The sequence below is a fragment of the Cytobacillus oceanisediminis genome, from assembly GCF_003182355.1.
Lineage (GTDB): Bacteria > Bacillota > Bacilli > Bacillales > Cytobacillaceae > Cytobacillus > Cytobacillus oceanisediminis_A.
Window position 1 is genome coordinate 1 of the sequence record NZ_QGTW01000012.1, and the last position, 14,115, is coordinate 14,115.

12 protein-coding genes and 1 pseudogene are annotated in these 14,115 nt (G+C 39.9%); 11 read left to right on the forward strand and 2 right to left on the reverse strand.

The features are described from left to right. The first annotated feature begins 189 nt into the window (after positions 1 to 189). The 5 genes and pseudogenes from DFO73_RS19760 (at position 190) to DFO73_RS19780 (ending at position 3,874) form a co-directional block, all read left to right on the forward strand. On the forward strand, positions 190 to 594 hold the full coding sequence (locus DFO73_RS19760; RefSeq protein WP_142669538.1) for a hypothetical protein: 405 nt from the start codon (positions 190 to 192) through the stop codon (positions 592 to 594). 128 nt (positions 595 to 722) lie between these two features. Further along, positions 723 to 1,967 (forward strand): MFS transporter, encoded by a 1,245-nt coding sequence (locus tag DFO73_RS19765; protein ID WP_110066420.1) that lies wholly within the window; start codon positions 723 to 725, stop codon positions 1,965 to 1,967. A gap of 292 nt (positions 1,968 to 2,259) precedes the next feature. Further along, complete coding sequence (locus tag DFO73_RS19770) at positions 2,260 to 2,979, forward strand: YebC/PmpR family DNA-binding transcriptional regulator (protein WP_110066421.1); 720 nt, start codon at positions 2,260 to 2,262, stop codon at positions 2,977 to 2,979. Between the two features lie 115 nt (positions 2,980 to 3,094). Next, positions 3,095 to 3,315, forward strand: a pseudogene (locus DFO73_RS29865) (hypothetical protein); the annotation flags it as partial. A 367-nt stretch (positions 3,316 to 3,682) separates the two neighbouring features. Next, a complete protein-coding gene (locus tag DFO73_RS19780) occupies positions 3,683 to 3,874 on the forward strand; it encodes a hypothetical protein (RefSeq protein ID WP_110066422.1) in 192 nt (63 codons plus the stop codon). Positions 3,875 to 3,931: 57 nt separating this feature from the next. On the opposite strand, the gene DFO73_RS19785 is transcribed toward DFO73_RS19780, so the two are convergent. Next, entirely contained in the window at positions 3,932 to 4,537 is a 606-nt protein-coding gene (locus DFO73_RS19785) for a class D sortase (protein ID WP_258309624.1), read from the reverse strand. After that, a complete protein-coding gene (locus tag DFO73_RS19790; RefSeq protein WP_110066423.1) occupies positions 4,534 to 5,718 on the reverse strand; it encodes a processed acidic surface protein in 1,185 nt (394 codons plus the stop codon). The genes DFO73_RS19785 and DFO73_RS19790 overlap by 4 nt, the downstream gene beginning before the upstream one ends. A gap of 539 nt (positions 5,719 to 6,257) precedes the next feature. Here DFO73_RS19790 and DFO73_RS19795 point away from each other — a divergent pair. From DFO73_RS19795 to paaD, 6 genes are all read left to right on the forward strand, one after another. Continuing rightward, positions 6,258 to 9,668, forward strand: a complete 3,411-nt coding sequence (locus DFO73_RS19795; RefSeq protein ID WP_110066424.1) for an SCO7613 C-terminal domain-containing membrane protein — start codon at positions 6,258 to 6,260, stop codon at positions 9,666 to 9,668. A gap of 242 nt (positions 9,669 to 9,910) precedes the next feature. Further along, positions 9,911 to 11,218 carry a phenylacetate--CoA ligase family protein gene (locus tag DFO73_RS19800; protein ID WP_110066425.1) on the forward strand — a complete coding sequence of 436 codons (1,308 nt, stop codon included), beginning with the start codon at positions 9,911 to 9,913 and terminating at the stop codon, positions 11,216 to 11,218. A gap of 98 nt (positions 11,219 to 11,316) precedes the next feature. Beyond that, positions 11,317 to 12,219: a 1,2-phenylacetyl-CoA epoxidase subunit PaaA gene (paaA, locus tag DFO73_RS19805; RefSeq protein ID WP_375137336.1), complete on the forward strand. Its 903-nt coding sequence runs from the start codon at positions 11,317 to 11,319 to the stop codon at positions 12,217 to 12,219. A gap of 9 nt (positions 12,220 to 12,228) precedes the next feature. Then, on the forward strand, positions 12,229 to 12,594 hold the full coding sequence (paaB, locus tag DFO73_RS19810; RefSeq protein WP_181396069.1) for a 1,2-phenylacetyl-CoA epoxidase subunit PaaB: 366 nt from the start codon (positions 12,229 to 12,231) through the stop codon (positions 12,592 to 12,594). Next, the gene (gene paaC, locus DFO73_RS19815; protein WP_110066428.1) at positions 12,587 to 13,405 is read left to right on the forward strand and encodes a 1,2-phenylacetyl-CoA epoxidase subunit PaaC; all 819 of its coding nucleotides are present in this window, start codon (positions 12,587 to 12,589) and stop codon (positions 13,403 to 13,405) included. Before paaB ends, paaC begins: the two co-directional genes overlap by 8 nt. A gap of 22 nt (positions 13,406 to 13,427) precedes the next feature. After that, the gene (gene paaD / locus DFO73_RS19820) at positions 13,428 to 13,925 is read left to right on the forward strand and encodes a 1,2-phenylacetyl-CoA epoxidase subunit PaaD (RefSeq protein WP_110066429.1); all 498 of its coding nucleotides are present in this window, start codon (positions 13,428 to 13,430) and stop codon (positions 13,923 to 13,925) included. Positions 13,926 to 14,115: the final 190 nt, after the last annotated feature.

The window sequence follows — 14,115 nt, forward strand, 5'->3', positions numbered from 1 at the left end:
ACTGTGATATAAATTGAAACGCCGTATACGCGAACCGTACGTACGGTGTTGTGAGAGGGGCGAAAATAATACATTTATTTTCCCTCTACTCGATTATTTTCCATTTCAGTACATTTGTAACTAAATGTTCACAGCTTTAAAAAGAGTGGTGGTGATAAAATTTGTCTAACAAAAAGATGAGGAGAGATAATGATGGAGGAGCTTTTGAAGCAGCTGCTGGAAAGCAATATAGAGATAAAGAATCAGCTGGTCCAAATCGATAAAAATGTAAAAATACTTGAACAAAGGTTGGACCGCCTGGAAAAGGTGGATAGTATTGAACACCGAGTAATGGTTAACCAAATTGATCTGACAGATATAAAGGAAATCGTTGAAAAAATGGATTCTTTCCAGAGAGAAGAAATAAAGGGTTTTCTGGAAATTATTAAAGAAACGACTTTAAAGCAAAGGTTAAGCGAAGAAATTACACAAATCCACCAGCGGCTTGACGCACAGTTAACAAAGATAGCAAAGAATGAAGAAGCTATCCTGATGATGGAAGGGAAAACGTCATCTAAAGCCGTCTATATAAGACCCTGCGCTAACCTCTTTTAAAGAGGTTTTTTATTTTGAAAATTTTTCATAAAAGTATTGCCAAAAAAGGGGTACGGGATTATGATTACTTAGGAAATATTTAGTGTGTCGAAATAGAAGTATATATATATCGTGAAGGAAGATGACCGATGGCACTCCCGCTAAGTGAAACAAGGCAGAATGAGAAGCTCAGTATCCACAATGGAATTGCTACAACTATTGTATTAAATATAAGCAACAATTATTTTCCGCTGTTTGCCATCAGCGTGCTCGGAGCAACAAATTTTCAAATAGGGCTTATCAGCTCTTTACCGCAGTTTATTGGCATGTTTGCCATGGTGTTAGGATCTATGATATTGAACCACCTGGAAGAGAAGAAAAGATTTACTGCCTATTCCTTCCTGGCAGCAAGGTTCTTTTTATTCCTGATGTTTTTCGTTATATATTTGCCGGCTGAATTTAGAAGCTGGGCCTTTGTTCTCCTTGTCGGCTTTATGAATTTGCCGGGATCCTTCGCAAATTTAAGCTGGCAGAGTCTTATAGGCGATTTGATCCCTGATGACCGGAGAAGCAGATTCTTTAGCGAACGAAATAAAGTCCTCACGATAGTTGGTATGTTTTCTACTTTTTTGATTGGCATCCTTCTTCAGCAATTTGAAAAATCAAGCCCATTTCCTTTTCAAGTTTTGTTTGTCACTGCGTTTCTTTTCGGCTTAATAGAGGTTTATTATTTGCTGAAGCATAAGGAGGAGAAAAAGAAAAAAAAGAAAGAGAAAAAGCGCCTATCCTTCGGGTTGGAGGTTTTCAGGCATAAGCCTTTTCTCTACTTTTTGTTTTGCAGCCTCTTTTTCAATTTCGGCTGGCAAATGGCCTGGTCATTATTTAGCATTTATCAGATTAAGTATGCGGGAGCAACAGCAATGTGGATCAGTTTATTTACAGTAGCAAACCAGCTCGCGCAAATTATCAGCTACAAATGGTGGGGGAGAATGGCTGATAAACACAGCAATGCAAAAATGATGATCCTTGTCTCTGCTGGAATGGCCAGTGCACCAGTTTTGACAATTCTTTCTCCGAATATGATTTATCTAGTTTTAGTGAACGGCTTTAGCGGGCTGTTTGTGTCTGGTACAGTTCTTATCCTATTTAACCAGCTCTTGGAGGTAACACAAGAAGAAAAACGGAGTGTCTTTATTTCCAATTATAATATTTTGCTTGCACTAGTGGCCTTTGTTGCTCCACAATTTGGCGTCTATCTTCTGGAGCAAACGAGCATCGATATGGCGATGATCGTATCAACGATACTAAGGGGATCAAGTGCCGGAGTTTTCTTTTTCTTGTACCTATTCTTGAAAAAGAATCAATCAAAATCCCTGCCTGCCGCCTTTATTTAGTTTAAAATCTGACCAAACTCAAAGCCAATACGAGTTGTATTGGCTTTTTTTCCTTCTAGGTTACAGTACAGGATTTTGTTATTTAGACAATAAAATATTTATAGAGCAAGATTTAAATAAATTTAAAGGGAACCCGCAGGTATCCTTATCTAAAATGGAATTAAAAGTATATACTCGAAAAAGTCCCCTCACTTAATGTATAATAATGGGGTATGAGTTCTTCAGTTGAAGAAGAATTCCATTACATATAAATAACTTTTTATAGATCCAAAGTTGAAAGAGAGTGGGACATATGGGCCGTAAATGGAACAATATTAAAGAAAAGAAAGCTTCAAAGGATGCAAATACAAGTCGTGTTTATTCCAAGTTCGCACTTGAAATTTATGTAGTTGCCAAACAAGGCGAGCCTGATCCTGAAGCAAACCAGGCTTTGAAATTTGTACTTGAACGTGCAAAAACATATAATGTGCCAAGAAATATCATTGATCGTGCGATTGAAAAAGCCAAAGGCGGAGCGGAAGAAAATTATGACGAGCTTCGTTACGAAGGATTTGGGCCAAGCGGTTCCATGATCATTGTTGATGCGCTGACAAATAACGTAAACCGCACTGCTTCCAATGTACGTGCTGCATTTGGTAAAAATGGAGGCAATATGGGAGTGAGCGGTTCAGTATCATATATGTTTGATTCAACAGCTGTAATTGGCGTTGAAGGCAAATCCGAAGAAGAAGTGCTTGAAATCTTAATGGAAGCAGACGTAGACGCCCGTGATATTTTAGAAGAAGATGAAACCGTAATCGTCTACGCTGAGCCAGATCAATTTCATGCTATTCAGGAAGCCTTTAAAGAAGCAGGCATTACAGAATTTGCGGTGGCGGAATTAACGATGCTTCCTCAAAATGAAGTTGCACTGGATTCTGATGCACAAGCTCAATTTGAAAAGCTGATTGATGCTCTGGAAGATCTGGAAGATGTTCAACGGGTTTACCATAATGTTGACTTAGGTGAATAAGAATCAAGAAAGGAGTCCAGATTAAATGTTGGACTCCTTTTTTTTGTAATAGCATAAGGTGGTCGATAATATAATTATGTAAACAAAATTATTCACATAAAAAAATGCGCATCTCATTGCTTCTCTTATGGATGAGAAAAATGATGAAAATTTTATCATATATGATTGGTGAGATCCAATTTCAAGCCTTTCTATGATTACTCACCAGGGGCTGCCAAGTAGCGCACACCAACAGGAACTATTCATGGTGAAATGACTTTAAAACGGCAATTCATCATTCGAAATGGTGTAATAGAAGGAATGTGTGATACCGGAGTAACCATTGGTGATCACCTAAGGGATTGAATTTGATGCTGTCGTGATCTACAAATGCTTCAGAGTATAGTAAAGAAAGAGAAAGGAAGCTTTTTTATACGGCTTGTACAAGAGCTATGCACTGTTTAAGTTTATTCACACTCGGAGAAACTTGTCCTTTTATTGGTAATTAGACAAAGGACGTTAAAAATTTGTAGATATAGGTTGATATTTGTCGGATAGCAACTTGCTAGCACGTTCTTTCTTCTTGCTACCTTTTTTTGTTTTCTTTTAAATACAGTTTGTTTTAAAGGTGAAGACTGTATTTAAAATATTACACCAAAGAATATTACTAGTTTAAACTCTGTATTAACGGGAAGAAATAAGGCGAAAGGAGAGTTTTACACATATGAATTCGTTTAAGGTTATTTACACATTTGAAAAAGACGTAACTGTTACGGAAGTAGTTGAAGCAGAAAATAAATCAGAGGTTATTGGGAGCATAAAGGATCTCGAAGGATTCGTTGAAGTTACTGATTCCGATGACAATTACCATCGCTTTGACTTTGCAGACGTCAAATTAGTGACAATAACTCAATAAAAAAGAAGGCCTCTAAATGGCCTTCCCCTTTAAAACCCGCATAATAAGCGGGTTTTTCTATTCTCTTACTAAATCTCCAATTAGGATATATCGCTGTGGTGCATCCCCGACAAAATTAAACGGGTAACAAGTTGTGACAGTCAGGGTTGCTCTAGGCTTAGGTACGATGACTGTTCTGTCGTCTGCATCAACTATTCTTACTTTGCGGACTTTGTAGGTAAACTCGCCTGCTGACGTGTTGACTACCAGCAAATCGCCTATTGTTACTTCGCCAAGCTTTCGGAATACGGTATCCCGGTGGCCGGAAAGGACAGAGTTGTCAGCTTCGCCCGGGAGTACACTACCCGCAAAATGACCGACCCCTTTTTCCAGTTCATCTTCGTCGGTACCATGGAAAATCGGGAGGCTTGCCGATATTTTCGGTATTAACAGCTCGCCAATCTCTTCCCCCGTTGCAGGCCTTACCGGATACAAGGTTGATCCATCAGTTTTCTCTGCCTTTGGCACAGGCTGATGATTTTGTTGCTCTATAGGTTTCTGCTCAATTTGGGCTGTAGTTTGGTGAGCGTAGAATAAGGGCTGTATATTTGAAAATACAAGCCAAATTCCTATAATAATCACTGCCGAACCAAGAACGGCCTTTAAAACAGTCTTATTGTTCACTCAGATTTCACTTTCCGTTTGCGAATAATGAACGCTCCTAATACAATTAGACCCATTCCTGCAAGAATGCCTTCAGCATAATTGCCCGCAGTATTTGGGAGCTTGCCGCCTTTAACTGTTTTTACACTCTTCGGAGCAGGCTTGGCTTTAGCTGGTTCCTGTTTTTTAATAACCGTTTCAGCCTGGTTCAAATCGCCTACTGTATCTTCAATCAATTCTGAACTGAACATGTCAGCTGTAATGACCAAATCAGCAAGGAATTCGCCTTGTGTATTGAATAGCTCGATCAATAAGTCAAAGCCATTTGTCTCTTCTAATACCATCATTTCCTCTGTTGTTAAATGAACTTTTTCATTGCCTTTAATGAGGTAGAACTCTGCATCCAGCTGGAACAGATCCATCATTTCCTGCATAATGCTAATAAGTTCAGCAATTTGTTCTTCGTTCAGTTCCTCAGCACTTTCAAAATTGCCAAACGCCATTAAGCGGCTTTCCAGGTCCATCATTTTGTCAAGAAAGGCTGGATCTTCAAAATCCAAAGTCATAAAGTGTGTCATTAATGCTTCGAGTTCTTCGTCAGTAAGGCTGATATCTGCAAGTATTTGAGTCAGCTCATCTTCACCTGGCATTTCATCTGCACCAAGATAAATGGAAACCATGATATCCAGGTCTTCAATATACTCGTAGTTTTCTAAAGCATCTTCGTTTTCCTCAAGCAGTGCGTTTAGTTCTTCCAAAGTAAGGCCGTAGTCTTCAAGCAGCTGCTGAAGAGTTTCTGCATTAATTTCTGTACCTGTATATGTCAGAAAAGAAGTTGTTGAATCCAAAGCGTCAATATATTTGAAAACGTCTCGAACATTTTCATTTGCTTCCATTTCTCCATTTTCAACAAGCAATGCTGCTAATTCTTCCTCATTCTCGAAACCATATTCATCCAATAAATGCTGCAGGTTTTCTTCAGTAATTGGCTCACCCAGGAACTCAATTAAATCTTCCATCGTTTCAAAATCGTCCATATTTACATCCCAAAAATATTCCAGGTGGTCAATCAAACCATCTTCAGTCCAATTTATTTCCTGTAAAAATACAGCCAGTTCTTCCTCGTTTGGAGCTGCATAGCTTACAGCAGGGAACAAACCGAACAATAGAACAGAAGTTAATAATAGTTGCAGTCTTTTCAAAGGTGATTCCTCCATTAAAATTTATAAATTTCTAGAATAATATAATGTAAAAAATATTTTTCGGATAGAATTGTTATTCTGCAATTTATCGGATATAATAATAGGCTTTTATTAATAGGTTATATAGCCTAAGAAATATGCATTTTCAAAGGGCTTAATCATTAGCAGTTGAAGGACAATGTTCGGATGTATTGGAAAAGTCCCTTTTTATACCTCTGTTTCCTGCATTTAAATAAATAATTAAAAAGGAGAACTCTTGCTATGAGTACTAACTGCTAATTAGTTTTGTTAAAAAGCCTGATTATTAAATGAGGGTACATAAAAGAAGGCTATATTAAAGTTCCTTGTTGGCTTTAGCACTATGTTAATTGGGAAGGAAGACGAATTGGCAGCTCTAATCGATAAGTAGACTATGAAGGAGAAACCTTTAAATTTTACCAAAAAGGGGATTGATTATCTGATTAAATATGTGTAAAATTACACCAAAAGTATAAAATTATTGTAATTCTAATAATTTTTATTTTAAAAGAGGTGAAGTAATGGATGCTCAAACTGAAAAATACCATAAAAGCATTTTCCATTTTGAACTGGCAAAACTTAAAGAAAAAGACTATATAACAGATGAACATTTTGAAATCACCATGAATGCACATAACAAATATTATTCTGATCTTGACGAGAAGAGGCAGGAGCATGAGCTGATCCATACTCCCGCCATTAAACAAAATACAAAGCAGCCTGCCCAGCAGACGGTTGAACCAAAAAGGAAATTATCACCAGAAGAAGCCAGGGAAAGAAACATCTCCTGGCTGTTGAATATCGGAGTTATCCTCCTGCTGATTGGCGGGCTGTTTGTCGCCACGAGCAACTGGGACACGATGTCGGATTGGATGAAGAGCGGCTCTATTGCTTTTGTTTCTCTTCTTTTTTATGGAATGGCCTATATTTCAAATAAAATATTAAAAATTGAGAGAACATCGTTTGCTTTCATTGTTCTCGGCAGCTTATTCTTGCCAATCTTTATTTTATCTATTGGATGGTTTAATTTGCTTGGCCCATATTTTTCATTTTATGGAGAAGGGCGTTTCATCCTTGGAGCGGCAGGAAGTTCTCTAATTGTACCGATATACAGTATTCTTGCAAAGAAGTTAAGTTCACGTCTATTTGTCTGGTTCTCTTATATTGCCATAAGTTTCAGTGCAGGATATACATTGGCAGCATTCAAGCTTGATAAAGATGGCTTCTACTTAGGCCTCATCCTTTTTAACGCTTTGCTTGCAGCAGCTTATCACAGAATCAAAAACCGAGAAGACTTAAAGCTGTTTTCAAAAGAGCTTGTTTATTTTGCGCAAATTAATTTGGTGCTCTCTACGATTTTAATGCTCGCTTTCTTTAATAGCCATGTTTTTTACAGTGTAAATATTTTAGTAACTGCAGCTATTTATTTATCAATGGTCTATGTTACTGGTAAAAAGGAATTCCACTTTGCTTTTAGTTTATTGGTTGTCTACGGTGCCTACCAGCTTATTGAACATTCCGTTTTGGATGCGGCTGGTCCGGTATTCTATGCGCTGATTGGAACAGGATTTCTGTTAATGCCGAGGGTGATGGATCATCATTATCATTGGGAAAAAGTGTTCAGGGTTACGAGTTCAATTGTCTCAATCCTGGCGTTTCTCTATATTTCGGTTGAAGGCATACTTCTTAGGATGAATGAACCGTCCGCTGCATTGCTTTGGGCGTATATTATTATAGCCGTACAGTTTATTTATTTGGCAAAAATGATGGCTAACGTCCTTTTTGCGTACCTTGCCCCCATTTTTATAGCCTCTGCACTGTATGAGATTATGCTCATGCTGGATCAGGCATTTGGTTTTAAGAATTTTATTCCCCCAGTATTCTTTATCGGTTTTGTGCTTTTTATAAGCATAGGATATTCACTAAAGCTTCCGATGCTAAAAGTCATTGATTCAAGCTCACGTGATGTGGGAAATAGCATCATGGTATTTTCCATATTGCTTGCAATTGGCCTTTGGGATTGGATGGCAGCCGGAACCATGCTTTTAATTTTTAGCTTTGTGATGATCCTGATTAATGCGGTTGAAAAAAGAAGCTTTTATAAAGAGGCAGCACCATGGGCCATCCCGGTTTCCATAGGGTTCGCTTTTATGTTCTATGGAGAAGAAATGCGCAGGACCTTTAACTTCTATCATGATTCACTTGGAATGGCGATGAATACGGTTATGGCTAGTGCTGTTCTCTTGGCGTTAACTTATGTTTTAAAAAGGAAGAATCATAAAACTGCTGTCAGAAATGCTTTTTTCATTGCACAGGGCTTTTATTCGATCTCATTATTTACAGCACTCGTATTGCCAATCAATGATGTTTGGGTGAGGCCGGCAATCCTTTTGGGCGGTGTGGCTATGTACCTGGCACTATATTTTGCCATAAAACAAGTATGGGTGCCGTTTTTTGCTGCAGGGGTTTCTTTGATTGCCTATTTCTCTATAATAAATGGCTTAACTTTAGCAGGTGTTAACTTTGAATATTTCAATTGGATTCAGCTGCCGATGGGGGCATTTATTCTCCTGGCTTTTGCTTATTATTTATTGAAAAGAGATTCAATATTGGCAAAAGGCTTTTCTTGGATTGGCCATTTCTACATGCCGCTCGCAATGTTTCTGACACTTTTCATGTATAGGGAAAATAGCATTTGGGGCTTTCTGGGCGCTTTGGGAGTTTATTGGATCAGTTCGAGAGTTTCCCTAAAAGAGTGGAAAGTGAAAGTCTTCCTATATAGCGTATTCCTTGCACTTTTCATGGCCATTTTGACTGGAATGGATCATATATGGGATGGTGAGTACAGTGAGTTTGCTTTCTTGCTGGTAAGCTGTATTATTTTTGCATTTTGGCTTCATTCAAACCAGGGTGATAAACAGAGAAGCATTTTCTTTCTTATTCCTTGGTCTTTGGTCGGCATTTTTGCATTTCTTTCAGCTTATCCATTTGGGTTGGTTCCATTTGTTGTTTTGGTTTTGTATGCAGCAGGTTTAATTGCTTACTTACACAGATTGAAATTAGATATATTGTCAGGAATTCCACTGTTTTTAATTTTTATTGGCACAATGAAATTCCTGTATATCAATCAAATTTCTCCTGAGTTTAAGACTCTTGCCGCGGCTGTGTTTGGCCTGATCCTAACCACTATCGGCAAAATAATTTATAACCGGATTTTCTTATTCAAAGGCAAGAGGAAACAGGCAGACAGCTATACCCTTACAGCCTTCTTATTCTTCCTTTCAATCTACCTATTTCATACAGAGGATTTATGGGCAAAAGTTCTTCCGGGTTTATTAATCAGCATCCTTATTTATTTGCAGCGTAATAGAATTCCAACTAATCACTTCTGGCTGCTACCTGGATTGCTTTCCGGTTATGTTCTTTTGGAACCGTATTATGCTTTACTGCGTCATATTGAGATTCCCGAACTTTTAACGAGGGAACTTTACGTGCTTCCATGGATTGCTCTGATTATTTTAACAAGAAAAATTTTCAAAGACCGATATGGCAAACTTACAAATAGGATGCAATGGGCTGTTCTTATCATTGTTTCATTGCTGCTTGTACAGGATGGCCTTGCAAGCAACACTGTTTATGATGCGCTGATTGTCGGCACGCTTTCACTTCTTTCTATGCTGGCAGGAACTTTCTTCCGAATAAAAGCGTATTTCTTTGTCGGTTCAGGAGTACTTCTGCTAAATGTACTGCTTCAGACAAGACCGTATTGGGGCAATCTCCCTTGGTGGGCTTATCTCTTAATAGCCGGCTCTCTTCTCATCACTGTCGCCAGTTATAACGAATGGCAGAAACAAAAAACAGCAAAAGGTGAAGAGGCTTTTATTTTACTTTGGAAGAATAACATTATAAAGAAATTGAAGGAATGGCAATAAAATTTGTCTATATTGATAAAATAGCCGACAGTTCTTGTGGGCTTTTTTTATGTGCTTTTCGCTCAAAGGTTTGAGCTATTAACTGAAAAAAATAAATTAGTAAATTTTCTGAATATAAGTTGACTTTTTCCTTTTTACACGGTATCTTTGTGTTAAATATATGACACTTAATATATATAACGATATATAAACGTTATATAAAAGTGTTATCTTAAAATGATAATTTTCTGGGAGGTTTTGGCTTGATCCTGCATGAAATTGAAACGGAAAGCCGCGATTTTATAGAGGAATTGCAGTTGAACCGGCTCAAGGAGACAGCGGAGAGAGTATTTGACAAAGTACCTTTTTATCGGAAAAAGTTTTTAGAAAGTAATATTACACCTGAGGATATTAACAGCCTGGAGGATATTCGGAACCTGCCATTTACCGTTAAAGCAGATTTGCGTGAACATTACCCATTCGGGCTTTTTGCCGTGGATAAGAAGGATATTGTCCGGCTTCATGCTTCTTCTGGAACAAGCGGAAAGCCGACTGTTGTTGGGTATACACGCAATGATATTGAGATGTGGGGGAATCTTGTTGCCAGAGCGATCATAATCGGAGGAGGCCAGCCGGGAAAGATCTTGCATAATGCTTACGGATATGGATTGTTTACCGGAGGGCTAGGGCTGCATTATGGAAGTGAACTGCTCGGAATGGCCACTGTCCCTGTATCTGGCGGTAATACTGACCGGCAGATTATGCTGATACGGGACTTTGCACCTGAGGTTATTTGCGGCACGCCGTCGTATATATTGAATTTGGCTGAAAAGATGGAAGAAAAGGGTTTAGATCCTTCAAAAACTTCTTTAAGGTACGGCATTTTTGGTGCCGAACCATGGTCGGAGGAGATGCGGCATACGTTGGAAAAGAAACTGGGCATTAAAGCATGCGATATTTATGGGTTAAGCGAAGTATTGGGACCAGGAGTAGCCATGGAGTGCCATGAAGCGCAGAATGGATTGCATATAGCCGAAGATCACTTTTTCGCAGAGGTAATTGATCCGGTAAAATTGAAACCGCTTCCAAACGGTGAGGAGGGTGAATTGGTCTTCACCAGCTTAACAAAGGAAGCTTTTCCAGTGATTCGCTACCGAACAGGTGATATTGCTTCCCTTTCTAAGGAGAAGTGCAGCTGCGGAAGAACTACGATACGAATGAGCCGGGTAAAAGGCCGTATTGACGATATGCTGAATGTAAATGGCGTTAATCTATTTCCTTCCGAAATCGAGCATTGTCTTTTGCAGATTCCGGAACTTGCCCCTCATTACCAGATTCATTTACTGCAAAAAGGAAGCCTCAAGGCATTAGAGCTTCATGCAGAATGGAGCGAAGGATTTTTCAAGGAAATGATAGACGCTGATTTGATAAAAAGGAAGATTCAGCATGCTTTGAAGGAGCATTGCTTTATAACCATACAGCTTGAAGTCCATCCGCCCAAAACCTTGCCAAGATCGGAAGGCAAAGCTGTAAGGGTTGTGGATCGAACGAAGGAAAATGCAGTTGTTTAAATAGGACTTGCAAGATTCGAACAAAACAGGGGGTGAACTTTTTGTCTGAAGTAATTTCTTATCAGGGATGGACTGATGAACAAAAATATGAGCAATTTATGAAGCGTATCGAGGCAGGCGAAAAAATTGAAGCGGATGACTGGATGCCTGAAGATTACCGGCTGACCTTAATTAAATTGATTTCCATGCACGGAATCAGTGAAATTATGGGAGCTCTGCCTGAAAAGGAGTGGGTTCCGAAAGCTCCCTCTTTAAAACGCAAGCTTGGAATAATGGCAAAGGTACAGGATGAGATGGGGCATGGACAGCTGCTGCTCCGTGTTGCAGAGGACTTAATGAAGCCGCTCGGGAAAACGCGTGAGGACATCATGCAGGATCTATTCAGCGGCAGGCTTAAGTTCCACAACGTCTTTCATATGGAGGCGCCAACATGGGGGGATGCTGGATTGATTGGCTGGCTGGTTGACGGTGCGGCCATCATTACTCAGACCAATATGCTTAATGCCTCATACGGCCCTTATGCACGTGCACTCAAAAGAATTTGTGCCGAGGAAGTATTCCATGCCCAGCACGGTGAAGCGATTATCATGGCGTTAGCAGAAGGGACCGATGAGCAAAGGTCCATGGTACAGGATGCGGTGAACCGCTGGTGGGACGCTTTGCTAATGTTCTTTGGACCGGGTGATGCTTCCACTACTGGCACTTCCAAGCAGGATACAACCATTAAATATAAAATCCGGACAAAGACCAACGAAGAATTGAGGCAGGATTTCTTTACAAAGTATATTCCGCGTGTTCTCTCGCTCGGCCTAACGGTTCCTGATGAAACGATGCATTTTGATCAGCAACAGAATCTTTGGGTCTATAAACAGCCTGACTGGAACAAATTTAAGGACATTATTAAAAATAATGGACCGAAATCAAAGGAGCGCCTCGGCCTGCGCCGAACTGCTTATGATACAAACAAATGGGTGAGAGATGCTCTAAATACAGCAAATTAACCGGACCAGATGGGAGGGAACGCTTTGGGAAGCGAAGGATTTTATCAAGAATTTGAAGTGTTCAGCAAAAGAACAGATACCTCTCCTCTGCAGTATCAATTTTCTATGCTGGCGCCAAATCGGGAGATTGCCCTCGTCATGGCACAGGAAAATTTTATGAGGAGAGAACCGGTCGCAGACATTTGGGTTGTTAAACGGTCCGATGTCAGGAAAATGACTCCGGAGGAAAAACAATCACTCATGCGGCTTGATAATAAAGAATACCGGACTACAAAAGGATACGGCTACTTGAAGAAGAAGTGGCGCCATTATGAACAGGAAATGCTCGACGAAAAGGAAATCTTATCATGGGGAGGGATGAAGAAAAGTGAATAAGCCTGATTATAAGCCATTCGATCCAGTTATTAAATCAGCTCTAACAGCTTTATTATACCAGCTTGCTGACGATGACTTCATCCTTGCCTACCGCGGTTCTGAATGGCTTGGCCTTGCCCCGCATATTGAGGAGGACGTAGCTTTCTCATCCATCAGCCAGGATACGATGGGCCATGCGGCGATGTTTTATCAGCTGCTGGAGGATCTTGGAGAAGGTAATGTAGACAGCCTCGCCCATGGTAGGGAAGCGTCCGAGCGTAAAAATGCCGTTCTTTTGGAAATGGTAAATGGCCCGGGGCATTACTTATCCACAGCCCAATACGACTGGGCCTTCGCAGTTGTAAGAAACTATTTTTACGTGCAGGCCAAGAAGATCCGAATGGACTCATTGAAAAATTCATCTTATCAGCCGTTAGCCGATGTGGCATTAAAGGTAAATATGGAGCTTTACTATCATCTCCTACACTGGAAAACCTGGTTTGTGCAGTTAATCCAGGCAGGCGGCGAAGCAAGGCAGAGAATGGAAGCTGCGATCAAAAAGGTTCTTGTTGATTTTGAAGGAGTGCTTACATTGGGACCGCTCGGGTATGAAATAGCAAAGCATGGTCTGATTGAAACAGAAGAGAGGTTAAAACAGCGCTGGCTTTATATGATGAAGCCTGTACTTGAATCTGTAAATCTATCGGTATCCGAGTCTGATTTCGCGATGAAAAATGGAAATGGCCGCAAAGGGGAACATACTGCTGACCTTGATGCAGCTTTATCCACTTTAAGCGAAGTGTATAACGTAAATCCGGCTGCAAGCTGGTAAGTTTTTTTAAGGGATGATAGATATGAAGCAAATTCAAGTAATGGAAAAAGCAGCGTTAGAAGCGCTTCAGAATGTGAAGGACCCTGAAATAGACTCTATTTCAATTGTTGATTTGGGGATGGTTAAGCATTTAAAGGCTGAGGGGAGTACAGTTAGGGTAGAACTTCTGCCAACTTTTATGGGCTGCCCGGCGCTGGACATTATTCGGAAAAATGTAGAAGCTGAATTAGGAAAGCTGGGCTCCTTTGAGAAAATAGAAGTTAAGTTTATCTATCATCCGCCATGGACCTCTGACAGGGTTACAGAAAAGGGAAGAATCCAGCTGAAAGAATTCGGTATTGCACCGCCGCCTGATTTGATCAGTGAAACAGGGGAATGGCATGTTGAATGCCCATTTTGCGGGTCGGCCTACACCACGATGGATAACCTCTTCGGTCCAACTGCATGCCGCAGTATTTTATACTGCAAATCCTGCCGGAACCCATTTGAGGCAATGAAGCCAGTATCAACAATGATGTAGGAACGGGAAATTCCTATTTTTGTCCAGAGTGCCGTCAGACCAACAAGTGACGCATAAATTTCAAAAGTGGCGCATAACTGTGGAAAAGTAACGCATAAAAATGGAAAGTGATGCATATATCGGAAAAATAGTTTCGTAACTTTGAAAAGTGAAGCATATTTCGGGAGATGCTTCGAATAATGCTCAAATG

What these genes read in the sequence shown, in the direction of transcription:
- DFO73_RS19780 (WP_110066422.1), top strand. Translation starts at nt 3,683, where the DNA reads ATGAATTCGTTTAAGGTTATTTACACATTTGAAAAAGACGTAACTGTT.
- paaA (WP_375137336.1), top strand. Translation starts at nt 11,317, where the DNA reads ATGAAGCGTATCGAGGCAGGCGAAAAAATTGAAGCGGATGACTGGATG.
- DFO73_RS19765 (WP_110066420.1), top strand. Translation starts at nt 723, where the DNA reads ATGGCACTCCCGCTAAGTGAAACAAGGCAGAATGAGAAGCTCAGTATC.
- DFO73_RS19770 (WP_110066421.1), top strand. Translation starts at nt 2,260, where the DNA reads ATGGGCCGTAAATGGAACAATATTAAAGAAAAGAAAGCTTCAAAGGAT.
- paaB (WP_181396069.1), top strand. Translation starts at nt 12,229, where the DNA reads ATGGGAGGGAACGCTTTGGGAAGCGAAGGATTTTATCAAGAATTTGAA.
- DFO73_RS19760 (WP_142669538.1), top strand. Translation starts at nt 190, where the DNA reads ATGATGGAGGAGCTTTTGAAGCAGCTGCTGGAAAGCAATATAGAGATA.
- paaD (WP_110066429.1), top strand. Translation starts at nt 13,428, where the DNA reads ATGAAGCAAATTCAAGTAATGGAAAAAGCAGCGTTAGAAGCGCTTCAG.
- DFO73_RS19795 (WP_110066424.1), top strand. Translation starts at nt 6,258, where the DNA reads ATGGATGCTCAAACTGAAAAATACCATAAAAGCATTTTCCATTTTGAA.